Genomic DNA, 23,165 nt, shown 5'->3' with positions numbered 1-23,165 from the left:
GCCCGCGGGCGGTCCTCCGTAGGGTTGGCCGATGGCCATCGAACTGCCGGAGCCGGGCGAGCCGGCCGCTGCACCCGGGCCCGCTCCCGCCCCCGGCAGTGCCACCGGGATCGGCTCCGCACCCGGCGAGGACGTCCGCGAGGCGTTCCGCGTCGTCCTCGGCGAGCTGCCCGACCTGCCGCACCTGCCCGAGCTGCCCGCCCGCGGGCCGGGGGCCGACATGGTCGGGCGCGCCGTCGGCCTGCTGGCCGGGCTGCACGGTGACGTCCAGCCGGCGGGCTGGCGCCTGGTCGACGTGCCGGGGCGCGACGAGCGGCGGGCGGTGTCCTGGCTGGGGGAGGACCTCGACGCGGCCGAGGAGCTCGCGGGGCAGGCCGACGGGGCGTTCAAGGTCCAGGTCTGCGGGCCGCTGACGCTCGCGGCCTCCCTGGAGCTGCCGCGCGGCGGGCGGGCGCTCGCCGACGCCGGCGCCCGCCGTGACCTGACCGCCTCCCTGGCCGAGGGGGTGGCCGAGCACGTCGCCGCCGTACGCCGGCGGCTGCCGCGCGCCGCCGTGGTACTGCAGCTGGACGAGCCGGGGATGACCGCCGTGCTCGACGGCCGGGTGCCGACCGCGAGCGGGCTGGGCCGGCTCGCGGCGCTGGACCGCGGCGAGGCGCTGCAGGCGCTGCGAGCCGTGATCGACGCGGCAGGCGCCCCTGTCGTGGTCCACTCCTGCGCCCCCGCGGTCGACCTGCGGCTCGTCCGTGAGGCGGGGGCGCGCGGGGTGTCGCTCGACGCCTCTCTGCTCACCGCGCGGGACGAGGAGCCCGTCGGCGAGGCGCTCGAGGCCGGGCTGCTGCTCTTGCTCGGGCTGGTCCCCTCCGTCGAGCCGCCGGCCGGGACGCGGCTGTCGGGGGCGGCGGCTACGGTCGACCCCGCCCGGCGGCTCTGGCACCGGCTCGGGCTCGCGCCCGAGCGGCTGGCGTCCTCGGTCGTGGTGACCCCGGCCTGCGGTCTGGCAGGGGCGTCCCCGGCGTACTTCCGCCGGGCGCTCGCCCTGGCCCGCGCGGCGGGCAAGGTGCTCACGGACGACCCGGAGGGATGAGCAGCGTGGCTGGAGCAGACCGAGTGGACGGGGCCCCGGCCGCGCCGGCGCCACCGGACGCGGCGCAGAGGCACTCCGAGCTCGCGCAGGAGCTGGAGGAGCACGCCTACCGCTACTACGTCCTCGACCGGCCCACCGTGTCGGACGCCGAGTACGACCGGCTGATGCGCGAGCTGAGCGCGCTGGAGGACGCGTGCCCGTCCCTGCGCACGCCGGACTCGCCGACGCAGAAGGTCGCGGGCAGCTACTCCACCCTCTTCACCCCGGTCGAGCACCTCGAGCGGATGATGAGCCTGGACAACGTCTTCGACGACGAGGAGCTCTCCGTTTGGGCGGGCCGGGTCGTGCGCGAGGTCGGCGAGGGGGAGGCGCGCTGGCTCTGCGAGCTCAAGATCGACGGGCTCGCCGTGGACCTGGTCTACGAGGACGGCGCCCTCGTGCGCGCCGCGACCCGGGGGGACGGGCGTACCGGGGAGGACATCACCCCGAACGTGCGCTCGCTGTCCCAGGTCCCCTCACGGCTGCGTACGCCCCCCGGTGGCTCGGTGCCGCGCCTGCTCGAGGTACGCGGCGAGGTCTTCTTCCCCAGCAGCGAGTTCCTCGGCCTCAACGAGTCCCTGGTCGCGGCGGGCAAGCCGCCGTTCGCGAACCCGCGCAACGCAGCCGCGGGCTCCCTGCGGCAGAAGGACCCGCGCATCACCGCCCAGCGGCCGCTGCGGCTGACCCTGCACGGGCTCGGCGCGCGCGACGGCTTCGAGGCGGCCTCGCAGTCCGAGGCGTACGAGCGGCTGCAGGAGCTCGGGCTGCCCGTGTCGAGCCGCTACCGGGTCGTCGGCACGCTCGCCGAGGCGCGCGACTACATCCGCTACTGGGGCGAGCACCGGCACGACGTCGAGCACGAGATCGACGGCGTGGTCGTGAAGGTCGACCAGCTCGGGCTGCAGCGCCGGCTCGGCGCGACGTCACGCGCGCCCCGGTGGGCGATCGCCTTCAAGTACCCGCCGGAGGAGGTCACGACCGAGCTCGAGGACATCTGGGTCAACATCGGCCGCACCGGCCGGGCCACGCCCTTCGCCGTGCTCAAGCCCGTGCAGGTCGGCGGCGTCACGGTCTCCCGCGCGACCCTGCACAACGAGGACGACCTCGCCCGCCGCGGCGTGCTCATCGGCGACACCGTCGTCGTGCGCCGCGCCGGGGACGTCATCCCGGAGATCGTCGGGCCCGTGGCGGACCTGCGCGACGGCTCCGAGCGCGCCTTCGTCATGCCGGCCGACTGCCCCTCCTGCGGCACCCCGCTGCGCCGGCCCGAGGGGGAGGCGGACGCCCGGTGCCCCAACACGGCCGGCTGCCCCGCGCAGAACCGGGAGAAGGTGTTCTACTTCGCCGGCCGGGAGTCCCTCGACATCGACGGGCTGGGCTACGAGACGGCCAAGACCCTGCTCGACAACGGGCGGATCCGCGACATCGGCGACGTGCTCCACCTGCGCCCGGAGTCGTTCGAGGGCCTGCGCGGCTTCGGGCAGAAGAAGATCGACCAGATCCTGCGCGGCATCGAGGCGGGCAAGCAGCAGCCGCTGTGGCGCCTGCTCACCGGGCTCGCGATCCGGCACGTCGGCCCGCCGACTGCTCAGGAGGTCACCCGCCGGTTCCGCACCCTCGACGCGCTGCGGTCCGCCACCGCCGAGGACCTCGCCGACGTCGAGGGCATCGGCCCGGTCGTCGCGCAGACGATGGCCGAGTGGTTCGCCGACCCGCAGAACGCCGAGCTCCTCGACCGGATCACGGCCTCCGGCATGCGTACCGAGGACGAGGCCGTCGAGGAGGGCCCGCGCCCGCTCGAGGGGCTGACGCTCGTCGTCACCGGGACCCTGGAGGGCTTCTCCCGCGACACCGCCAAGGACGCGATCCAGTCGCGCGGGGGCAAGGTGTCGGGATCGGTGTCGAAGAAGACCTCGTTCGTCGTCGTGGGGGAGAGCCCCGGCTCCAAGCACGACAAGGCCGTCCAGCTCGGGGTGCCGATCCTCGACGAGGCCGGGTTCCGGGTCCTGCTCGACGACGGGCCCGACGCCGCGCGGGCGGTGGCGCAGGGGGCCCCTGATGACGCTGCTCCCGCTGATGGCGCCCCGGCCGACGGCGACGCCTGAGGCGCGCCGCAGGTCGACCTCGGCACCCGTAGCCCCACCTCCGACCGGCTGCAGGGGCCCAGAGGTGGGCCGCGGGGGCGAAGGTGGCGGGGCCGGGCGCTCGACGGGCTCGGCGACGACGGTGCTGCTGTCGTCCCGGAGGCCGTGCCCGGACGCGGCCCTGGTGACGGCACGGGCGCCGTCGTGGGCCCTGCCGGCTCCGGGGCCGGAGCCGGCCCGCCCGCGCCCACCGCCCCGCCGCAGGCCGCCCGCCTAGGATGACGCCCATGTCGTCCATCACTCGGGACGAGGTCGCGCACCTCGCCCGGCTCGCCCGCCTGCAGTTGCCGGAGGAAGAGCTCGAGCACTACGCGGGCCAGCTCGACGCCATCCTCGACGCCGTCGCCCGGGTGACCGAGGTGGCCGGGGAGGACGTCCCGCCGACGTCGCACCCGCTCCCGCTGGTCAACGTGACGCGACCGGACCGCACGCACCGCAGCCTGACCGCCGAGGAGGCGCTCAGCGGCGCCCCGGCGCAGGAGGAGTCGCGCTTCCGCGTCCCGCGCATCCTCGGGGAGGAGGCGTGACGGACACGGCCACGGAGCTCACCCGGCTGACCGCGGCGCAGACCGCAGGCGTGATCGCCCGAGGGGAGGCGAGCGCGGTCGACGTCGCGCAGGCGCACCTGGGCCGGATCGGCGCGGTCGACGGGGCGGTCCACGCGTTCCTGCACGTGGACACCGAGGGCGCGCTCGCCGCCGCTCGCGAGGTCGACGAGAAGCGCGCCCGGGGCGAGGAGCTGGGCCCGCTCGCCGGCGTGCCGCTCGCGCTCAAGGACGTCATGACCCAGCGCGGCGTGCCCACGACGTGCGGCTCGAAGATCCTCGAGGGCTGGCGCCCGCCGTACGACTCGACCGTCGTGGCGCGGCTGCGGGCAGCCGGCGTCGTGATCCTCGGCAAGACCAACATGGACGAGTTCGCCATGGGGTCCTCGACCGAGCACTCGGCCTACGGCGCGACGCGCAACCCGTGGGACCTCGGGCGCATCCCCGGCGGCTCCGGCGGCGGCAGCGCGGCGGCGGTGGCGGCGTACGAGGCGCCGCTCGCCATCGGCACCGACACCGGCGGCTCGATCCGGCAGCCGGGCGCGGTCACGGGCACGGTGGGGGTCAAGCCGACGTACGGCGGTGTCTCCCGCTACGGCCTCGTCGCCTTCTCCAGCTCGCTGGACCAGGCCGGGCCCTGCTCGCGGACCGTCCTCGACGCGGCCCTGCTGCACGAGGCCATCGGCGGCCACGACCCGCTCGACTCCACCTCGATCGACGCGCCGCTCCCGCCGGTCGTCGCGGCCGCCCTCGAGGGGGCGCAGGGCCGGCTCGAGGGGGTGCGCGTCGGCGTCGTCCGCGAGCTGTCGGGCGAGGGCTACCAGGCCGGGGTGGAGCAGCGCTTCTCCGAGGCCGTCGACCTGCTCCGCGAGCTCGGCGCGACGGTCACCGAGGTGTCCTGCCCGCACTTCCAGTACGCCCTGTCGGCCTACTACCTCATCGCGCCCAGCGAGGCGTCCAGCAACCTCGCCCGCTTCGACGCGATGCGCTACGGGCTGCGGGTCGGGGACGACGGCGAGCACAGTGCCGAGGAGGTCATGGCGCTGACCCGCGCGGCCGGCTTCGGGCCGGAGGTGAAGCGGCGCATCATGCTCGGCACCTACGCGCTGTCCAGCGGCTACTACGACGCCTACTACGGCTCCGCGCAGAAGGTCCGGACGCTGATCTCCCGCGACTTCGAGCAGGCCTACGAGCAGGTCGACGTGCTGGTCTCGCCGACGACGCCGACGACGGCGTTCCCGCTCGGGAGCAAGCTCGAGGACCCGATCGCGATGTACCTCAACGACCTCTGCACGATCCCGTCCAACCTCGCCGGCGGGGCGGCGATGTCGCTGCCGTGCGGCCTCTCGCCGGACGACAGCCTCCCGGTCGGGCTGCAGGTCATGGCCCCGGCCATGGCGGACGACCGGCTCTACCGGGTCGGGGCGGCCGTCGAGGCGGCCCTCACCGACCGATGGGGCGGCCCGCTGCTCGCCCAGGCCCCCGCGCTGCCCGAGGAGAAGGCATGACGACGACCGGAGCGGACCTGGTCCCCTACGACGAGGCGGTGGCGGCGTACGACGTCGTCATGGGCATCGAGGTCCACGTCGAGCTGTCGACCGCCTCGAAGATGTTCTGCGGGTGCTCGACCGCGTTCGGCGCCGACCCCAACACCCAGACCTGCCCGATCTGCCTCGGCCTTCCCGGCTCGCTCCCGGTCCTCAACCAGAAGGCGGTCGAGTCGGCCGTGCGGATCGGCCTCGCGCTCGGCTGCGACGTGGCTGAGTGGTGCCGCTTCGCCCGGAAGAACTACTTCTACCCGGACATGCCGAAGAACTTCCAGACCTCGCAGTACGACGAGCCGATCTGCTTCGACGGCGCGACGACGGTGGAGGTCGAGGGGCGCGAGTTCGTCATCCCGATCGAGCGCGCGCACATGGAGGAGGACACCGGCAAGTCGCTCCACGTGGGTGGTGCGACGGGGCGGATCCACGGCGCGGACCACTCCCTGGTCGACTACAACCGCGCGGGCATCCCGCTCATCGAGATCGTCACGAAGCCGATCGAGGGCACCGGCGCGCTCGCCCCCCAGGTCGCCCGGGCCTACGTCGCCCATCTGCGCGACCTGCTGCGCTCGCTCGGGGTCTCGGACGTACGCATGGAGCAGGGGTCGCTGCGCGCGGACCTGAACGTGTCGCTCAGGCCGTCCGCTGAAGCTCCTTTCGGGACTCGTAGCGAGACCAAGAACGTCAACTCGCTGCGCTCGGTGGAGCGGGCCGTTCGCTACGAGATCTCCCGGCACGCGGCGATCCTGGACGCGGGGGGCAAGGTCACGCAGGAGACCCGTCACTGGCACGAGGACACCGGCGTCACCACGGCCGGCCGCAGCAAGGAGCAGGCGGAGGACTACCGCTACTTCCCGGAGCCCGACCTCGTGCCGGTCGCGCCCGACCGCGCCTGGGTGGAGGAGTTGCAGGCCGCGCTGCCCGAGCCGCCCGCGGTCCGTCGTCCGCGCCTGCAAGCCGAATGGGGCTTCAGCGATCTGGAGATGCGTGATGTGCTCAACGTCGGTGCGCTCGACCTGATCGAGCAGACCGTCGCCGCGGGCACGGCGCCGGGTGCCGCCCGCAAGTGGTGGCTGACCGAGCTCGCCCGCCGGGCCAACGAGCAGGGCGTCGAGCTCGACGCGCTGGCGGTGACCCCGGCGCAGGTCGCGACGGTGCAGTCCCTCGTCGAGGCGGGCGAGCTCAACGACAAGCTCGCGCGCCAGGTCTTCGAGGGGGTGCTCGCCGGCGAGGGGACGCCCGAGCAGGTCGTGGAGAAGCGTGGCCTGAAGCTCGTCTCCGACGACGGGGCGCTCACCGCGGCCGTCGAGGAGGCGCTCGCCGCCAACCCCGACGTGGTCGCGAAGGTCCGCGGGGGCAAGCACCAGGCGGCCGGCGCGCTGGTCGGCGCGGTCATGAAGGCCACGAAGGGCCAGGCCGACGCCGCCCGGGTGCGCGAGCTGCTGCTCGAGCGCATCGGGGTCGACCACTAGCGCTCACCCGCTCCGGCTGTCGCGCGGCGCCTCCCGACAGGGTGCTGCGGGGTGGTCATCGCGCTGGGTGGGCCGGGGCTCGCCGTCCGGCCCCGGCCCCGGCGCCGGACCGGGAGCCGAGCAGGGCGGCGCGATGCTCCTGGGACGCGCCCGTTCGGGGCCGCCTGTCCGGGTACCCCGCGACCATGAGCGGACAGGACGAGCAGAACGCGGCACCGGGAAGCGCGGGCAGTGACCGGGCGAGCGCCCGGGCCAGGGGGTCCCGTCGGTCGGGCTCGGCGGTGCGAGGGTCGGGGACCTTATCCAGCATCCGCACGACCCCGCGCTGCCGCCGACCGGCTCGTGAGCGCAGCCCGGCGCAGGCCCGGACCGGGCCGGCCGACTGGACGAGAACGCCGTCGACAGCTGACGCCGGCAGGCGGCGCCCGGTGTCCGGTGACGACACCCGGCGCCGCCTGCTCCTCCGACGGGACGACCCCGGCCGGCCCGTCTCAGCGCAGGGTGATGCTGCGCGCTCGGGAGGCCGACGGCAGCACGGTCGCGCTGCCGGAGTACTTCACCGTCAGGACGTGCCTGCCCTTCGTCAGGGCCGGCAGCTTCACCGTCACCTTGCCGCGACGGGCGGCCGTCAGCGTCACCTTCTTCACCACGCGCCGGCCGTCGAGCACGGTCACGGTGCCGGTCGGCCGGGACGCGGAGCGGACGGTGACGACGGCCGTGCGCTGGCCGCGCTGCGGCAGCTTCCAGGCCACCGACACCGACGACTTCGCCTTCGCCGGCGCGCTGCCACCGCCGGGCGCGCCCGGAGCCGGGGCGGGAGCCGGGGCCGGGGCCGGCCCGGGGGCCGGGGCAGGCGCCGGAGCAGGGGCGGCGGCCGGGTTGGCGAAGAGGCCGACGTAGGGGATGACGTACTGCTTGTCGCCGCTGTCCTCGACGGTCACAGCCACCTGGAGGTGGTCGCCGGCCTGGTCGACCTTGCACGGGGCACGGCCCTTGCGGCGGTCCTCGCACTCGGGCTCCTGCGTCGCCTTGCCCTTCAGCGCCCGGGTGGCCACCATCGGCACGCGGATCTCGAGGATCCCCGCGTCCCGGTTGAGGATGAACGGCCCGCCGTTCGGGTGGTCAGCGCTCTTCACGCCGACCAGCAGGCCGCCGTTGACGCCGTAGTCGAACACGAGGCCGGTCGGGCTCATCGTCGGCTGCTGGCCGACCGGGGCGATGCCGTAGGTGATCGGGTTCGCGTCGTCGACCGCGAACTCCACTCCCGTCGGCGGGATGAACTCCGGCAGCATCGCGCTCTTGCCGTGACAAGGCAGCCCGACCAGGCCGGCGTAGACGCGCACCCAGAAGCGCTCCCCGACCGCGGGTATCCGGTCCGGGTCGACGAGCATTCCTGCGTTGGCGCTCGTTCCGGTCGCCGTGCTCTGCGTGATGCAGTCGATGATCGTGTCGGCGTCGGACTTGCCGTCCATCCAGCCCTGGCCGGCGGCGGACGCGGGCGAGGGCGTCGCGCCCACGGCCGCGGCCAGGACGGGAAGGGCGAGGGCGAGCCTGCGGAAGCGGGCGGGGCGGTGCTGGCCGGAGGTGCGGCGCATGGCGGTGCTCCTGCGAGTCGGTTCGGGTACGCCGTACACGCTGCCCGGCCCCACTTGCCGTCCTGTTGTCGTCGGCTTGTCACCTCTCGAGACGGCCGCCCACGCCTCCGGGAAGCGCGAGGTGCACCACATCAGTAGTGCACCTCACGTGCACCGCCCGGCAGTCGGTCAGGCGCCGGCAACGGGTGGCGCGTCGGCGTCGACCCCGCCGTCGCCCACGGTCTCCCGGGCCAGGAAGTCCTCGATCTTGAACCAGTCGTCGCGCGCCCGGTCCGCGATCGTGAGCAACGTCGACATGGACGCGACCTCCTCCACCTGCTCCTTGAGGAACCACTGCATGAACTGCTCGCCGATCACGTCGCCCTCCGCGCGCGCGGCCTTGAACAGCGTCTCGATCTGGCCGGTGACGGCCTTCTCCTGCTCCAGCGCGAGGGAGATCGGCTCGCGCGGCTCGCCGAAGGCGTTGACGACGGCGTCCACGCCGGGGATCGCGACCGGGATGTCCCGGTCGAGCATGTAGCGCACCATCATCATCGCGTGGCTCCGCTCCTCGCCGGCCTGCCGATAGAAGTGCGCAGCGAGCCGGGGCAGGTCGTGCGCGTCGAACCAGACCGCGATGGCGACGTACTGCTGGCTGGCGGTGAACTCGTTGCGCACCTGCTCACCGAGCAGGGCGACGAAGGACGAGGCGGGGGCGGCGGTCTCGGTCACCCGCCCATCTTGCCGCCGCTGCCGCCCCCTAGGACAGCGTGACCCGCAGGATGCGGTCGTCGTCCACTCCGGGGTTGCCGCGGCCGTCGTTGTTGCTCGTCGTCAGCCAGAGGCTCCCGTCGGGGGCGAGCACGACGGTCCGCAGCCGGCCGTGGTCGCCGGTGAACAGCGCCCTGGGCTCGCCGCCGTCGAGCGGGACCTGCCACAGCCGCTCTCCGCGCAGCGAGGCGACGTAGGCGGCGCCGCCGGTGATCGCGACGCCCGCGGGGGAGGCCTCGTCGGTCGACCACTGGACGAACGGGTCGACGAGCCCGGACCCGCCGCCCTCGCCCTCCTGCTGCGGCCAGCCGTAGTTCGCGCCCGGCTCGATCCGGTTGAGCTCGTCCCACGTCTGGTCGCCGAACTCGCTGGCCCACAGCTGCCCCGCCTCGTCCCAGGCGATGCCCTCGATGTTGCGGTGGCCGGAGCTGTAGACCGCGGACCCGCGCGTGGGGTTGTCCGGCGCGGGCTCGCCCTCGGGCGTGAGCCGCAGGATCTTGCCGTTCGTGTCGTCGGGGTCCTGGGCGCTGTCGCGGTCGGTGCCGTCCCCGGTCGCGACGTACAGCATGCCGTCCGGGCCGAACCCGATGCGCCCGCCGTTGTGGTAGGCCGCGGCGTCGACCCCGTCCAGCAGCTCCTGCGGCCTGCCGAGGGCGCCGTCGGTGTAGCGCATCCGGGACAGGACGTTCTCGTCGCCGGTCGTGTAGTAGGCGTAGAGCCACGGCTGGCTCGGGTAGTCCGGGTGCAGCGCGATCCCGAGCAGGCCGCCCTCCGCGGTCCCGCCCGAGGAGACTCCCGGGACCTCGCCGACCTGCTCGACGTCCCCGCCCTGGGCGGGCACCCGCACGACCTCCCCGCTGTCCCGCAGCGACACGAGCGCCGACCCGTCGGGCAGGAACGCGATGCCCCACGGCGTGTCCAGCCCGGTCGCGAGCGTGTTGGTGACGGTGGCGCGCGCGTCCGGGCCGGGTGCCGTGGCGGAGGGGGCCGCGGCCGGCGTGCTCTGCTCGGACGTCGGCTCGGACGACCCGGGGGGTGACGCGGCCGGTACCGGCGCCGCCTCGTCCTCGTCGCCCGAGCCACCGCACGCGCAGAGCGTCAGGGCGAGCGCGGTGAAGGCGGTCAGGGCTCGTACGTCGCGGCGGCGTCGGCTCATGAGGCGCGCCTACCCGGCGGCACGGTCGTGACACCGCGAGCTATGTCACGGAACTCTCACGTCACCTTGACGCGCAGCAGGCGGTCGTCGCCGGAGCGCGGGGCGATGCGGCCGTCGGTGTTGTTCGTCATGAGAAACAGCCGGCCCCCGGGTGCCACGGCGACGGCGCGCAGCCGGCCGTACGTCCCGGCGAAGTAGGCACGCGGCGTGCCGCCGCCGACCGGGACCCGCCAGAGCCGCTGCCCGCGCAGCGAGGCGACCCACACGGCTCCCGCGGCCACGGTGATGCCGGACGGGGAGGCGACGGCGGGGCTCCACTGCGCCACCGGGTCGACGAAGCCGCGCCGCCCGGCCCGGCCCTCGACCCTCGGCCAGCCGTAGTTCTTCCCCTTGACGATGCGGTTGAGCTCGTCCCAGGTGTTCTGACCGAACTCCGATGCCCACATCCGGCCTCGGGAGTCCCAGGCCAGGCCCTGGACGTTGCGGTGTCCCAGGCTCCACACGAGCGAGCCCCGGAACGGGTTGCCCGCCGGCACCCCACCCGTCGGCGTCATGCGCAGGATCTTGCCATTCAGTGAACTACGGTTCTGTGAACGGGAAGGCGCCCCTGCATCACCGGTGCCGGCGTAGAGCATCCCGTCGGGGCCGAACGCGATCCGGCCGCCGTTGTGGTTCCCGGCCTTCCCGATCCCGCGCAGCACGACCTGGGTGGCGCCGAGACTGCTGCCGTCGAACCGCATCCGCACGATGCGGTTGTCCGAGGCGGTCGTCGTGTAGGCGTACAGCCAGGGCTGCCGCGGGTAGCCGGGGTGCAGCGCCAGGCCGAGCAGCCCGCCCTCGCCGGAGTGCACGGACCCCGGCACCGACCCGACGCGCCGCGGCTCGCCCCCGCCGCGCGGGACGCGCCAGACGGTCCCCTCGTCCCGCGAGGAGACGACCGCCGACCCGTCGGGAAGGATCGCGAGCCCCCACGGGCTGGCGAGGCCGGTCGCCACCGTCCCCGTCACGGTGGCCGACGCGGCGACCGCGGCAGGGCGGGCGGGCGCGGCCGGGCCGGCGGCCGCGGGCGTCGCCGCGGTCAGCGGGAGCGCGAGGCCGGCGGCGAGGGCGCCGGCCAGCGGGGCACGCACGGGAGGGGGAAGGCGCATGCCGGGCCTGTACCCGTCGCTCTCCGCTGTCCAACCGTCACCTGGGTAGCGTCCCCCCCATGCGCGCACTGCTCAGCCTGTCCGGCGTGGACGTCCCGCCCGGCGTCGACGCGCAGGTGTGGGGCGCGGACGCTCCTCCGCCGTCGACGGGCCTGGAGGACGTGGAGTTCTACGTCCTGCCCTACGGCCGCGGCACCGAGGGGCTGTCCCTGCTGGCGCACATGCCGCGCCTGCGGGTCGTGCAGACGCTCAGCGCCGGCGTCGAGGGGGTGCGCGGGCTGGTGCCCGAGGACGTGACCCTGTGCAACGCCCGGGGCGTGCACGACGCGTCGACGGCCGAGCTGGCGGTCGCGCTCCTGCTCGCCGCTCAGCGCGACCTGCCGGCGTACGTCCACAGCCAGGCGGCCGGGCGGTGGGAGCCCACGTCGACCCTCGGGCTCGCCGACCGCACGGTCCTGATCCTCGGGTACGGCGCGATCGGCGAGGCGGTCGAGCGGCGGCTGGCCGGCTTCGAGGTCGACGTGCTGCGTGTCGCACGCCGGGCCCGGGAGGGCGTCGCGGACCTGGGCCGGCTGCCGGAGCTGCTGCCGCTGGCCGACGCGGTGGTGGTGCTGGTGCCGCTGACCGAGGCCACCCGCGGGCTCGTCGACGCGGCGATGCTGCGGCGGATGAAGGACGGGGCCCTGCTGGTCAACATGGCCCGCGGCCCGGTGGTCGACACGGGCGCCCTGCTGGCCGAGCTCTCGAGCCGCCGGCTGCGGGCCGCGCTCGACGTCACGGACCCCGAGCCGCTCCCGCCCGGCCACCCGCTGTGGGAGGCGCCCGGCCTCCTGCTCACCCCGCACGTCGGCGGCGGCACGGCCGCCATGGGGCCGCGTGCCCGCGCGCTGGTCTCGGACCAGCTGGCCCGCTGGGCCGACGGCCGGCCGCTGCGCAACGTCATCTCCGGCCAGTACTGACCCCGCCGCCGGTGGCCCGCCTGCTCGTCACCCCGGCCCTGCGGCTCTTCCTGCCCGCGCGGGCCCGGGCCGGGATGGTCGACGTGGACGTGGCGGCCGACCCCACCGCCTCGCTGGGGCACGCGGTGCAGGCCGCCGGGGTGCCCCTCACCGAGGTGGGGGAGCTCCGGCTGGCCGGCATGCCGGCCCCGCCCGGGCGGCGGCTGGCCGCGGGCGACGAGGTGGAGGTCCTCGCCCGTCCGCGGCCGCAGCCGCTCGAGGGCCCGCCCCGGCTGCTGCTCGACGTGCACCTCGGAGCGCTCGCGCGGCGGCTACGGCTGCTGGGGGTGGACGCGGCGTACGCCAACGACGCGGACGACCCGGCGCTCGTCGCGCAGGCCGGCGCGGAGGACCGGCTGCTGCTCACCCAGGACCGCGGGCTGCTGCGCCGGCGGGCGCTGCGACGCGCGGCGTACGTGCGCGGGGCGCGGCCCGACGAGCAGCTCGCGGACGTGCTCGACCGTTTCGGGCTACCGCTCGAGCCCTACACCCGCTGCACGGTCTGCAACGGGGCTCTTGCCCCGGTGGCCAAGGGCGACGTCCTCGACCGCCTCGAGCCCGGAACGCGACGCACCCAGGAGGAGTTCTCCCGGTGCTCGGAGTGCGCACGCGTCTACTGGCGCGGCGCCCACGCGGCCCGGCTCGACGCACGGGTGCGCGAGCACGTCCGGCTGCGCGCCGAATGAGGCGCCGAGCAGCCGGGCAGGCCGGCTCCGCTTTTCTGCTGACTTTCGAGGCCGGCGGGGATCGTCGATCTCCACCCGATCGGGAAAAGGGCGGTTGTCGACGCGGCGACGTAGCCTGAAGAGGGGCTTTCGTCCTGGCGGTGGCGTCCCGGGGTGCCGGGACCGGTCCCTGTTGCTCGGAAGTTCGACCTCGGAGGTCCTTGCATGATCCTCAAGCGCCGAGGGCTGCCCCTGGTGCTGCTCGCCGGGCTCGCCGTCGCCGGCTGCGGCGGCTCCGACGGCGGTGGGCCCGACGGCGGTGGCGACGCGCCGGCCGCCGCGGCGGCGGGGACCGGTGCCTGCCCGGACAGGCTCGAGCCCCTGCTCACGGCCGACGAGGCGGCGAAGGGCGAGATCACCGTCGCCATCGACCAGTCCGGGTCGTACTGGAACTCCACGTCCGCCGAGGCCCGCATCAAGCCGCAGATCGAGGCCGTGGTCGCGAACGCCGTCGAGCAGTCGCGGGCGCTGCGCGTGATCACTTTCACCGGCACCGCGTCCGGGGCGCAGACCGTGTTCGCGTGCTCGAACCTGCTGCCGGCGCACAACAACGAGGCCGCCCTGGCGCAGAAGCAGCGCTACGTGGCCCAGCAGGCTGCGGCCGAGCTCTGGACGCAGCTCACGGCGGCGCGCGCCCAGCCGGCCCCGTCCGCCCCCGGCACCAGCATCGTCGGCGGCTGGCTCGCGGTCGCGCAGAGCACCCCGCTCGCCCCGGACGGCTCCCCGCGCGACGCGGTCATGCTGACCGACGGAGCGGGCCTGCCCGAGCAGGCCGTGAAGGTCGACCTGTCCGCGTTCAGCGGCGTGCAGATGCACGGCATCGGGGCGGTCGACGGCGCCCCCTGGACGACCGAGCGCACCGCCAAGACCATCGACGAGTGGGCCGAGTGGCTGCGCGGCTCGGGCGTCCCGTCGCCCGAGGTGTCCAGCCAGTCCTACGTCTGACCTCCCGCCCGCCCCGACCCTTTGCGTAGGAGGACCGCCTCGTGAGTGACGACGGCACGGCCCGGAGCCGGGGCGACCGCGGCCCGTACGACCCACGGGGCTTCGCGCCTCCGGACCCGCGCGCGGGCGCCGTCCCGCCGCGCGGGGCGCCCGTCGGCGGGCCGTACCCCGGCCCCGGCTCAGCGCCCGGCACGGCGCCCGGCACGGCGCCCGGCACAGCGCCCGGCACAGCGCCCTACGGCGGCCCGGCCAACGGCGCCTACGGCGGCCCGGCCAGCGGCCCTGCCGGGCGGCCCGGCGTCGGCCTGCGCAAGCCCGGCGGCCAGCCGCCGCTGACCAAGTCGGCGGCGATCCGGCTGGCCGGCGGCCTCGGCCGCAGCATCCACGGCTCCATGCTCACCCGGCCGGACATCCGCCGGCTGACCCGAGCCGCCACCGCGGCCAAGGCCGCCGCGCACACCGAGCTCGCCCTGCTGCGGGCCACGGCCGAGGCGCAGGAGCGCCGCCAGCAGCTGCTGGAGACGCCGACGGTAGTCCGACCGATGCGGCCGGTGACGTCGCTGTTCTTCACCGCGCTGCTCATGGCGGCGAGCTACTTCACGATCAACCAGATCCTCGCGGTGGCTGACGTGCCGCCGCTGGAGTCGTACCTGCTGCCCATCGGTTTCGCGCCGGTGTTCGTCATCGGCACCAAGCTGCTCGTGTCCGGCTGGCTGTCGGCGGGCGGGGGCGACGTCGAGGGGCTGGCCCGGCGCAAGCGGACCGTCTTCGCCCGTGCCGTGCTGCCGACCCTGGTGCTGGCCGCGATCGGCCTCGTCGTGGGCGTCAGCCTCAAGGGCATGGCCGTCGGCGCCTTCGAGCCGCTCGACGACGACACCTCCCGGCTCTCCTCGGCGCTGATGTTCGGCGGGCTCGTCCTGGCCGAGCTGGCCGGGGCGGCGGGGCTGGCCGCGTACCAGGCCGTCCCGAAGGCCGCCGAGTTCGAGCGCGCCGAGCGGCGCGACCGGGCCGCCCAGCGGGTGCTGACCGGCGCCCTGCGGCGGCACGCCAAGGCCGAGCGGCTGTCCGGCAAGCGGCAGGCGCAGGTCCAGGCCCACCAGGACTGGCGCGCGGCGCGCGGACAGCTCGGCCGGGTCAAGGGCCTGCTCGACGCCTACAAGGCCTCCCCGGACGACAGCGGCATCTTCGACTACGCCGAGGTGCGGGCGCCGGTCTACGCGGCTCCCGTCGAGGAGCTGCTGCAGGCGCCGGAGGCCCCGATGCCGACCTCGCGCGACGAGGACAGCCCGCGCCGGGCCGCCAGCAGCACCCGTCCCTGGGAGGAGCGCCGGCCGCCGGTCGAGGACGGGCAGGTCATCGACCTGCGGACCGAGCTGCTGCGCACCGTGCGCGGACATCTGGGCCGGCCGAAGGCCGAGCGGCCGCAGCCGCCGCGCGCCGAGCGCGACGTCGACCGGGCCGCCTCCGGCGAGCGCGACACGGGGGCCTGATGCCGATCTGGCGCCGGGGGATCCCGACCCGGCCGAGCTTTCCCGGCGCGCGCTACCCGGGCCTGCCGAGCGACCGCAGAGTGCCGCTGCTGCTCCTGCTGGTCCCGCTCGCGGCCCTCGCCGGGTGGGGCGTCCCGCAGCTGCTCGAGGACGACCCGGCCCCGCAGGCGGCGGCCGCCGGCCCCGGCGCGCTGGGCGGGACGTACCTCGAGGGGGAGCGCACCCTCGACGGGCGGCTCTGCATCGCCATCGCCAGCGACACCTCCTCCTCGATGGACCAGGTCGAGCCCATCCGGCGGCAGGCGACCGACGAGCTGCTGCCCTGGCTGCGGCAGAACCTCCCCGGCGACGACGAGGTGGCGCTCGCGGTGTTCACCGACGAGGCGCTGCTGACGCTGGCGCCCACGCCGGTGGGCAGCGCGCCCGCCCTCGCGCCCGGCGAGGTGGCCGTCGGCACCGGGCAGACCGTCGCCCGGACCGCCGCGGACGCGCTGGGCGCTGCGTTCGACGGCCGGTCCTGCGCGGCCACCGCGCTGCTCGCCATCAGCGACGGGGAGTTCCAGGACGACCCGGCCGAGCTCGACGCGGCCCTCGCGGCCGCGGGCATCACCCAGACCTGGGTGCTCAACCCCAAGGGGCCGGAGCGCTCCCCGGTGCTCGAGAGCCCCGAGCTCGCCGACGTGCACGTGACGCCCATCTCGAGCGCCGCCGACATCGGGCTGACGTACGCCCGGGTGATCGCCGGGCTGACCGGGCAGCGTCTGGCGGGCGCGCCGCCCGCGGCCCCGTCCGCGCCGTCGAGCCCGTCAGCTCCGGCGGCCCCGGGCGCTCCCGCGGCCCCCGCTCCCGGGCAGCAGGCGCCTCGCGGGGCGACGCCCGCGCCGGCCCCCACCGGCGGAGCCCCCGCTGCGCCGAGCCCGTCGCCGTCGCGCCCGTCGGACTCCGTGGACGCGTGAGGGGCAGGCGCGCCGCAGCCTCGGCCGGCGGCGCGCGGTTCGGCGCCGTGGGCCCGGTCCGCGAGGAGGGCGAGCCGGGCCCCGTCCCGTCGCCCGACGAGCTGGCCGGCGGCCCGGCCGGCCGGGGCGGGGACGTTCCCTCGCGGCGGGCCCGGCTCGCCCGGCAGGCGGCCGCCGCACTGGTCGTCGCGCTGCTGGGCGCGGCTGTGCTGGCCGACCTGGCCGGTGGGGACGAGCGCGACGCACGGTCGACCCGGACCGGCCCCAGCGACCCGTCGCTGCTGCCCGTCCGCGAATGGCCGCTGCGCGGGGACCTGTCCGGCGCGCTCGCGGCGCCCGGCTCGCCGTCCGCCCGGGAGGCGGAGGCGCTGCTCGCCGACGAGCCGGGGACGGTCCTCGTCTGGGCCGGCACCGTGGCGGGGACCAAGGCGCTGCTCGCGGTCGAGCCCGGCCCGCCGGCAGGCAAGGGCGTCGTTGCGTACCAGCCCTCGCGGGGGCGCTGGTCGCGGACGACGCTGCGCCCCACGCGCTCCGGCCCCGCCGGGTGGGCGGTGATCCTGCCGACGCCTGTGTTCGGCCGGGCACTGCTCGTCGTCGGGCCCCCGGGCACCCCGGTCGCCGAGGCCTCCCGGCGCGTCGACCCGCACCAGAACGGCGGCCGCGGGCGGCTCGCGTGGGAGGAGCTGTCCGGTTGGGACGGTGCGGCGGTCCTGCCCCTGGAGGGGGGCTCCACCGCGCCGGTGACCGTGCGCCTGCCCGGCCCGGGGGCCGGCTCCGTCCCGGTCCCCGTCACGGTGGCCGTCGGCCCGCCGCGCCCGGGCTCGCCCGGCTCCCCGCGGCCGCGTCCGCCTCGGGCGGTGCCCTCCCGGGGCCCGGTGCCGCTCGGCGTCGGCTGACCCGCCGGGCTCGGCGTCTCAGCACTCGGCGGCCCGCCCCTGGGGGCGTCACCCGTACGTAACATCGTTCGGGTGCCGAAGCCGCCGGCACCGTGAGAGACAGGATGTGCTGTGACTGCCGAGACTCAGGCTCCGCGCCCCGCTACTCCGGACATCAAGCCGCGCAGCCGCGTGGTCACCGACGGGCTGGAGGCGACGGCCTCGCGCGGCATGCTCCGCGCCGTCGGGATGGGGGACGAGGACTTCGCCAAGCCGCAGATCGGCGTCGCGTCCTCCTGGAACGAGATCACCCCCTGCAACCTGTCGCTCGACCGCCTGGCGAAGGCGGCCAAGGACGGCGTGCACGCCGGCGGCGGCTTCCCCATGGAGTTCGGGACCATCTCGGTCTCCGACGGCATCTCGATGGGCCACGAGGGCATGCACTTCTCGCTGGTGTCGCGCGAGGTCATCGCCGACTCGGTCGAGACGGTGTTCGGCGCCGAGCGGCTCGACGGCTCGGTGCTGCTCGCCGGCTGCGACAAGTCGCTGCCCGGGATGCTCATGGGCGCGGCGCGCCTCGACCTCGCGTCGGTCTTCCTGTACGCCGGGTCGATCCTCCCGGGGCGGGCCAAGCTCTCCGACGGCTCGGACCGCGAGGTCACGATCATCGACGCCTTCGAGGCGGTCGGGGCGTGCGCCCGCGGGCTGATGTCGCGTGAGGACGTCGACGCGATCGAGCGCGCCATCTGCCCCGGCGAAGGGGCCTGCGGCGGCATGTACACCGCCAACACGATGGCCGCCGCGGCGGAGGCGCTCGGCATGTCGCTGCCGGGCTCGGCCGCGCCGCCGGCCACGGACCGGCGCCGCGACGGGTTCGCCCGCAAGTCCGGCGAGGCGGTCGTCGACCTGCTCCGCCAGGGCATCACGGCCCGCCAGATCCTCACCAAGCCCGCGTTCGAGAACGCGATCGCCGTCGTCATGGCGCTCGGCGGCTCCACCAACGCGGTGCTGCACCTGCTCGCGATCGCGAACGAGGCCGAGGTCGACCTGACCCTGGCCGACTTCGCCCGCATCGGCGCGAAGGTCCCGCACCTCGGCGACCTCAAGCCGTTCGGCCGGCACGTGATGGTGGACGTGGACCGCATCGGCGGCATCCCGGTCGTCATGCAGACCCTGCTCGACGCGGGCCTGCTCGACGGCGACACGCTCACCGTGACCGGCCGCACCATGGCCGAGAACCTCGCCGAGCTGAACGCCCCCTCGGCCGACGGCGAGGTGATCCGCAAGATCACCGACCCGATCCACGCGACGGGCGGCATCACGATCCTGCACGGCTCGCTCGCGCCCGAGGGCGCGGTCGTGAAGTCGGCCGGCTTCGACACCGCGGTGTTCGAGGGGACCGCTCGCGTCTTCGAGCGCGAGCGCGCGGCGATGGACGCGCTGGAGGACGGCACGATCCAGGCCGGCGACGTCGTCGTCATCCGCTACGAAGGCCCCAAGGGCGGCCCGGGCATGCGCGAGATGCTCGCGATCACCGGCGCGATCAAGGGCGCGGGCCTCGGCAAGGACGTGCTGCTCATGACCGACGGCCGCTTCTCCGGCGGCACGACGGGCCTCTGCGTCGGCCACATCGCCCCCGAGGCGGTCGACGGCGGCCCGATCGCGTACGTCCGCGACGGCGACCGGATCCGGCTCGACGTCGAGAACGCGACCCTCGACATCCTCGTCGACCCGGCCGAGCTCGAGGCCCGCAAGGACGGCTGGGAGCCGCTGCCCCCGCGCTACACCCGCGGCGTGCTGGCCAAGTACGCCAAGCTCGTCACCTCCGCGGCCCAGGGCGCGGTCTGCAACTGACGCCCTCGCTTCCCCTTCCCCTGGCGCTGATCATGCACGGGTCGGTCACTTCTCCACACGCTCGAGGCCTGTGGAGAAACGGCCGACCCGTGCATGAACAGCGGGGGAGGGGTGGGCGTGGGACGGACGTCTCACGATGCGAAACGGGTGGACAGGTGTGCCCGGCGTGGGGCACGATGCTCGTGTGCAGTCCCGAATTCTCGTACTCGTACAGCGCGCCGGCTGATTTCCCGCCGAGCGCGCTACCCCTCGTCGCCCACCAGGGCCGGGGGGTTTTTGTTTGCCCCAGGCGCAGCTAGCCCTTCGCCCGCGCATCCCCCAGCCCGACACGCCACACCCCCAGCCCAGGAAGGTGGAGCAGGTGACCGAGTCGCCGGAACAGCTCACCGGAGCACAGAGCCTCATCCGATCGCTGGAGTCGGTAGGCGTCGACACCGTCTTCGGGATCCCCGGGGGAGCGATCCTCCCCGCGTACGACCCGATGTTCGACTCCCAGAAGATCCGCCACATCCTCGTCCGCCACGAGCAGGGCGCCGGCCACGCCGCCGAGGGGTACGCGGTGGCGACCGGCCGGGTCGGCGTCTGCATGGCCACGAGCGGCCCGGGCGCGACCAACCTCGTCACGCCGATCGCCGACGCCTACATGGACTCGGTCCCGATCGTGGCCGTGACCGGCCAGGTCGCCAGCTCGGCCATCGGGACCGACGCGTTCCAAGAGGCCGACATCACCGGCATCACCACGCCGATCACCAAGCACAACTTCCTCGTGACCGACCCGGCGGAGATCCCGCGGGCGATCGCCGAGGCGTTCCACATCGCGTCCACCGGCCGACCCGGCCCGGTGCTCGTCGACGTGGCCAAGGACGCGCTGCAGGCGCGGACGACCTTCAGCTGGCCGCCCGTCCTCGACCTGCCGGGCTACCGCCCGGTGAGCAAGCCGCACGCCAAGCAGGTGCGCGAGGCCTCGCGGCTGATCCTGGAGAGCCGCCGCCCCGTGCTCTACATCGGCGGCGGGGTCATCAAGGCCGGCGCGGCGGCCGAGCTGCGCCGGCTGGCCGACCTGACCGGCATCCCGGTCGTCACCACGCTGATGGCGCGCGGGGCGTTCCCCGACAGCCACCCGTCGCACCTGGGCATGCCCGGCATGCACGGCACGGTCGCGGCCGTCACCGCGCTGCAGAAGGCCGACCTGCTCATCGCCCTGGGCACCCGGTTCGACGACCGAGTGACGGGCCAGCTGTCGACCTTCGCCCCGCTGGCCAAGATCATCCACGCCGACATCGACCCGGCCGAGATCTCGAAGAACCGCATCGCCGACGTGCCGATCGTGGGCGACTGCCGCGACGTGATCGCCGACCTGACGGCGGCGCTGGAGGCGGAGGCCGCCGCCGGCAACCGGCCGGACATCGAGGCCTGGTGGTCGCTGGTCAACCAGTGGCGTGAGACCTACCCGCTCGGCTACGAGACCCCGTCCGACGGGACGCTCGCGCCGCAGTACGTCATCGAGCGCATCGGCAAGATCGCGGGCCCGGAGGCGCTCTACGCCGCCGGCGTCGGTCAGCACCAGATGTGGGCCGCCCAGTTCATCAACTACGAGAACCCCAACACCTGGCTGAACTCCGGTGGCGCCGGGACGATGGGCTACGCCGTGCCGGCCGCCATGGGCGCGAAGGTCGGGCGCCCGGACGCGACGGTGTGGGCGATCGACGGCGACGGCTGCTTCCAGATGACCAACCAGGAGCTGGCCACCTGCGCGATCAACAACATCCCGATCAAGGTCGCGATCATCAACAACGGCGCGCTCGGGATGGTGCGCCAGTGGCAGACGCTGTTCTACGGCGGGCGCTACTCGAACACCACGCTCGAGAGCCGGCGGGTCCCGGACTTCGTCAAGCTCGCCGACGCGTACGGCTGTGTCGGGCTGCGCTGCGAGTCGGCCGACGCGGTGGACGCCACGATCGAGAAGGCGATGGCGGTCGACGACATGCCCGTGGTCATCGACTTCGTCGTCCACCAGGACGCGATGGTCTGGCCGATGGTCGCGGCCGGGACGAGCAACGACGACATCATGGTCGCCCGCAGCATGGCCCCGGTCTGGGACCGCGAAGAGGGCGAGACCGGAGTGGAGCTGGGGCAGCGATGAGCAAGCACACGTTGAGCGTCCTCGTCGAGGACAAGCCCGGCGTCCTGGCCCGGGTCTCCGGGCTCTTCTCCCGGCGCGGGTTCAACATCGACTCCCTCGCCGTCGGCCCGACCGAGCAGCCCGGCGTGTCGCGCATGACCATCGTGGTCGCCGTCGACGAGCTGCCGCTCGAGCAGGTCACCAAGCAGCTCAACAAGCTGGTGAACGTCGTCAAGATCGTCGAGCTCGACCAGGGCAGCTCGGTGCAGCGCGAGCTGCTCCTGGTCAAGGTCCGGGCCGACGCGCAGACCCGCTCCTCGGTCCTCGAGACCGTGCAGCTGTTCCGCGCCAAGGTCGTCGACGTCGCGACCGACGCGGTCACCATCGAGGCCACCGGCAACTCCGACAAGCTGGCCGCGTTCCTGCGCATCCTCGAGCCGTTCGGCGTCAAGGAGATCGTGCAGTCCGGCATGGTCGCGGTCGGCCGGGGATCCCGGTCGATCACGGACCGCGCCCTCCGTCCGGTCGAGCGCTCCGCCTGACCGGCGTCCCCAGAACCGCAGTTCCCCTACCGACGAACCAGAAAGAGATTCTCGTGGCAGAGCTTTTCTACGACGACGACGCCGACCTCTCGCTCATCCAGGGTCGTGTCGTGGCCGTCATCGGCTACGGCAGCCAGGGGCACGCGCACGCGCTCAGCCTGCGCGACTCCGGTGTCGACGTCCGCGTCGGCCTGCCCGAGGGCTCCAAGAGCCGCGCCCGCGCCGAGGCCGAGGGCCTGCGCGTCGTCACGCCCGCGGAGGCCGCCGCCGAGGCCGACCTCATCATGCTGCTGACGCCGGACCACGTGCAGCGCCACGTCTACGCCGAGGCCATCGAGCCGAACCTGCAGGAGGGCGACGCGCTCTTCTTCGGCCACGGCTTCAACATCCGCTTCGGCTACATCAAGCCCCCGGCGGGGGTGGACGTCGCCATGGTCGCGCCGAAGGGGCCGGGCCACCTGGTGCGCCGCGAGTACTCCGAGGGCCGCGGCGTCCCGGTCATCGTGGCGGTCGAGCAGGACGGGACCGGCAACGCCTGGGCGCTCGCGCTCTCCTACGCCAAGGCGATCGGCGGGCTGCGCGCCGGCGGCATCAGGACCACGTTCACCGAGGAGACCGAGACCGACCTGTTCGGTGAGCAGGCCGTCCTCTGCGGCGGTGTGTCCGCCCTGGTGCAGGCGGGCTTCGAGACGCTGACCGAGGCCGGCTACCAGCCGGAGGTCGCGTACTTCGAGTGCCTGCACGAGCTCAAGCTCATCGTGGACCTGATGTACGAGGGCGGCATCGCCAAGCAGCGCTGGTCGGTCTCCGACACGGCCGAGTACGGGGACTACGTCTCCGGCCCGCGGGTCATCGACGCGTCGGTGAAGCAGCACATGAAGGAGGTCCTGGGCGACATCCAGAGCGGTGCCTTCGCAGCCCGCTTCATCGCCGACCAGGACGCGGGGGCGCCGGAGTTCAAGGCGCTGCGCGCTCAGGGCGAGCAGCACCCGATCGAGGCAACCGGCCGTGAGTTGCGCAAGCTCATGAGCTGGGTCAAGTCGTCCGACGACGACTACACCGAGGGCTCCGCGGCTCGCTGACCAGGGCGAAGACCGCGGAACGCGGGGGAGCACGCCCACAAGGCGTGCTCCCCCGCGCTGCGTTCGGGGCTGCGGCCATCCGGTGTCCCGCTATTG

The 23,165-nt window shown here is 74.7% G+C and carries 19 protein-coding genes; 15 read left to right on the top strand and 4 right to left on the bottom strand.

Annotated elements, in window-relative coordinates; all coding sequences use genetic code 11:
* Positions 1 to 31 precede the first annotated feature (31 nt).
* From G9H72_RS05460 to gatB, 5 genes are all read left to right on the top strand, one after another.
* Positions 32 to 1,087, top strand: coding sequence for a uroporphyrinogen decarboxylase/cobalamine-independent methonine synthase family protein (locus G9H72_RS05460; RefSeq protein WP_166168642.1), 1,056 nt, complete (start codon positions 32 to 34; stop codon positions 1,085 to 1,087).
* Positions 1,084 to 3,231, top strand: a complete 2,148-nt coding sequence (gene ligA / locus G9H72_RS05455; protein WP_166168640.1) for an NAD-dependent DNA ligase LigA — start codon at positions 1,084 to 1,086, stop codon at positions 3,229 to 3,231. Before G9H72_RS05460 ends, ligA begins: the two co-directional genes overlap by 4 nt.
* A 266-nt stretch (positions 3,232 to 3,497) precedes the next feature.
* Positions 3,498 to 3,797, top strand: a complete 300-nt coding sequence (gene gatC / locus G9H72_RS05450; RefSeq protein WP_166168638.1) for an Asp-tRNA(Asn)/Glu-tRNA(Gln) amidotransferase subunit GatC — start codon at positions 3,498 to 3,500, stop codon at positions 3,795 to 3,797.
* Positions 3,794 to 5,323, top strand: coding sequence for an Asp-tRNA(Asn)/Glu-tRNA(Gln) amidotransferase subunit GatA (gene gatA, locus G9H72_RS05445; RefSeq protein WP_166168636.1), 1,530 nt, complete (start codon positions 3,794 to 3,796; stop codon positions 5,321 to 5,323). Before gatC ends, gatA begins: the two co-directional genes overlap by 4 nt.
* Complete coding sequence (gene gatB / locus G9H72_RS05440; protein WP_166168634.1) at positions 5,320 to 6,831, top strand: Asp-tRNA(Asn)/Glu-tRNA(Gln) amidotransferase subunit GatB; 1,512 nt, start codon at positions 5,320 to 5,322, stop codon at positions 6,829 to 6,831. The genes gatA and gatB overlap by 4 nt, the downstream gene beginning before the upstream one ends.
* Positions 6,832 to 7,322: 491 nt before the next feature.
* Here gatB and G9H72_RS05435 read toward each other — a convergent pair whose 3' ends face one another.
* The 4 genes from G9H72_RS05435 to G9H72_RS05420 all read right to left on the bottom strand — a co-directional run bounded on the left by G9H72_RS05435 (position 7,323) and on the right by G9H72_RS05420 (position 11,480).
* Complete coding sequence (locus tag G9H72_RS05435) at positions 7,323 to 8,426, bottom strand: Ig-like domain-containing protein (RefSeq protein ID WP_166168632.1); 1,104 nt, start codon at positions 8,424 to 8,426, stop codon at positions 7,323 to 7,325.
* A gap of 168 nt (positions 8,427 to 8,594) precedes the next feature.
* Positions 8,595 to 9,137, bottom strand: a complete 543-nt coding sequence (locus G9H72_RS05430) for a ferritin (protein ID WP_166168630.1) — start codon at positions 9,135 to 9,137, stop codon at positions 8,595 to 8,597.
* A 28-nt stretch (positions 9,138 to 9,165) separates the two neighbouring features.
* Positions 9,166 to 10,332: a PQQ-dependent sugar dehydrogenase gene (locus G9H72_RS05425; RefSeq protein ID WP_166168603.1), complete on the bottom strand. Its 1,167-nt coding sequence runs from the start codon at positions 10,330 to 10,332 to the stop codon at positions 9,166 to 9,168.
* A gap of 56 nt (positions 10,333 to 10,388) precedes the next feature.
* Entirely contained in the window at positions 10,389 to 11,480 is a 1,092-nt protein-coding gene (locus G9H72_RS05420; protein ID WP_166168601.1) for a PQQ-dependent sugar dehydrogenase, read from the bottom strand.
* A gap of 59 nt (positions 11,481 to 11,539) precedes the next feature.
* On the opposite strand from G9H72_RS05420, the gene G9H72_RS05415 reads away from it, so the two are divergent.
* From G9H72_RS05415 to ilvC, 10 genes are all read left to right on the top strand, one after another.
* Entirely contained in the window at positions 11,540 to 12,439 is a 900-nt protein-coding gene (locus G9H72_RS05415) for a 2-hydroxyacid dehydrogenase (protein WP_166168599.1), read from the top strand.
* Between the two features lie 11 nt (positions 12,440 to 12,450).
* Positions 12,451 to 13,164, top strand: coding sequence for a Mut7-C RNAse domain-containing protein (locus G9H72_RS05410; RefSeq protein WP_331272005.1), 714 nt, complete (start codon positions 12,451 to 12,453; stop codon positions 13,162 to 13,164).
* A 204-nt stretch (positions 13,165 to 13,368) separates the two neighbouring features.
* The gene (locus G9H72_RS05405; protein WP_166168597.1) at positions 13,369 to 14,148 is read left to right on the top strand and encodes a hypothetical protein; all 780 of its coding nucleotides are present in this window, start codon (positions 13,369 to 13,371) and stop codon (positions 14,146 to 14,148) included.
* A gap of 41 nt (positions 14,149 to 14,189) precedes the next feature.
* Complete coding sequence (locus G9H72_RS05400) at positions 14,190 to 15,638, top strand: hypothetical protein (protein WP_166168595.1); 1,449 nt, start codon at positions 14,190 to 14,192, stop codon at positions 15,636 to 15,638.
* Entirely contained in the window at positions 15,638 to 16,594 is a 957-nt protein-coding gene (locus G9H72_RS05395; RefSeq protein ID WP_166168593.1) for a hypothetical protein, read from the top strand. The genes G9H72_RS05400 and G9H72_RS05395 overlap by 1 nt, the downstream gene beginning before the upstream one ends.
* Positions 16,591 to 17,490 (top strand): hypothetical protein, encoded by a 900-nt coding sequence (locus G9H72_RS05390; RefSeq protein WP_166168590.1) that lies wholly within the window; start codon positions 16,591 to 16,593, stop codon positions 17,488 to 17,490. The genes G9H72_RS05395 and G9H72_RS05390 overlap by 4 nt, the downstream gene beginning before the upstream one ends.
* Positions 17,491 to 17,601: 111 nt before the next feature.
* Positions 17,602 to 19,323: a dihydroxy-acid dehydratase gene (ilvD, locus tag G9H72_RS05385; protein ID WP_166168587.1), complete on the top strand. Its 1,722-nt coding sequence runs from the start codon at positions 17,602 to 17,604 to the stop codon at positions 19,321 to 19,323.
* 361 nt (positions 19,324 to 19,684) lie between these two features.
* Positions 19,685 to 21,466 (top strand): acetolactate synthase large subunit, encoded by a 1,782-nt coding sequence (locus G9H72_RS05380; RefSeq protein WP_407939547.1) that lies wholly within the window; start codon positions 19,685 to 19,687, stop codon positions 21,464 to 21,466.
* The gene (gene ilvN / locus G9H72_RS05375) at positions 21,463 to 21,987 is read left to right on the top strand and encodes an acetolactate synthase small subunit (RefSeq protein ID WP_166168584.1); all 525 of its coding nucleotides are present in this window, start codon (positions 21,463 to 21,465) and stop codon (positions 21,985 to 21,987) included. The genes G9H72_RS05380 and ilvN overlap by 4 nt, the downstream gene beginning before the upstream one ends.
* 53 nt (positions 21,988 to 22,040) lie before the next feature.
* Positions 22,041 to 23,069: a ketol-acid reductoisomerase gene (gene ilvC / locus G9H72_RS05370; protein WP_166168581.1), complete on the top strand. Its 1,029-nt coding sequence runs from the start codon at positions 22,041 to 22,043 to the stop codon at positions 23,067 to 23,069.
* Positions 23,070 to 23,165 lie beyond the last annotated feature (96 nt).

It is taken from the genome of Motilibacter aurantiacus (genome assembly GCF_011250645.1).
Taxonomy (GTDB): Bacteria; Actinomycetota; Actinomycetes; order Motilibacterales; family Motilibacteraceae; genus Motilibacter_A; species Motilibacter_A aurantiacus.
This window is presented reverse-complemented; position numbering and strand designations above follow the sequence as displayed.

Coding starts and splice junctions, on each gene's coding strand:
- G9H72_RS05460 (WP_166168642.1), top strand. CDS start 32: ATGGCCATCGAACTGCCGGAGCCGGGCGAGCCGGCCGCTGCACCCGGG.
- ligA (WP_166168640.1), top strand. CDS start 1,084: ATGAGCAGCGTGGCTGGAGCAGACCGAGTGGACGGGGCCCCGGCCGCG.
- gatC (WP_166168638.1), top strand. CDS start 3,498: ATGTCGTCCATCACTCGGGACGAGGTCGCGCACCTCGCCCGGCTCGCC.
- gatB (WP_166168634.1), top strand. CDS start 5,320: ATGACGACGACCGGAGCGGACCTGGTCCCCTACGACGAGGCGGTGGCG.
- G9H72_RS05435 (WP_166168632.1), bottom strand. CDS start 8,426: ATGCGCCGCACCTCCGGCCAGCACCGCCCCGCCCGCTTCCGCAGGCTC.
- G9H72_RS05425 (WP_166168603.1), bottom strand. CDS start 10,332: ATGAGCCGACGCCGCCGCGACGTACGAGCCCTGACCGCCTTCACCGCG.
- G9H72_RS05420 (WP_166168601.1), bottom strand. CDS start 11,480: ATGCGCCTTCCCCCTCCCGTGCGTGCCCCGCTGGCCGGCGCCCTCGCC.
- G9H72_RS05415 (WP_166168599.1), top strand. CDS start 11,540: ATGCGCGCACTGCTCAGCCTGTCCGGCGTGGACGTCCCGCCCGGCGTC.
- G9H72_RS05405 (WP_166168597.1), top strand. CDS start 13,369: ATGATCCTCAAGCGCCGAGGGCTGCCCCTGGTGCTGCTCGCCGGGCTC.
- G9H72_RS05395 (WP_166168593.1), top strand. CDS start 15,638: ATGCCGATCTGGCGCCGGGGGATCCCGACCCGGCCGAGCTTTCCCGGC.
- ilvN (WP_166168584.1), top strand. CDS start 21,463: ATGAGCAAGCACACGTTGAGCGTCCTCGTCGAGGACAAGCCCGGCGTC.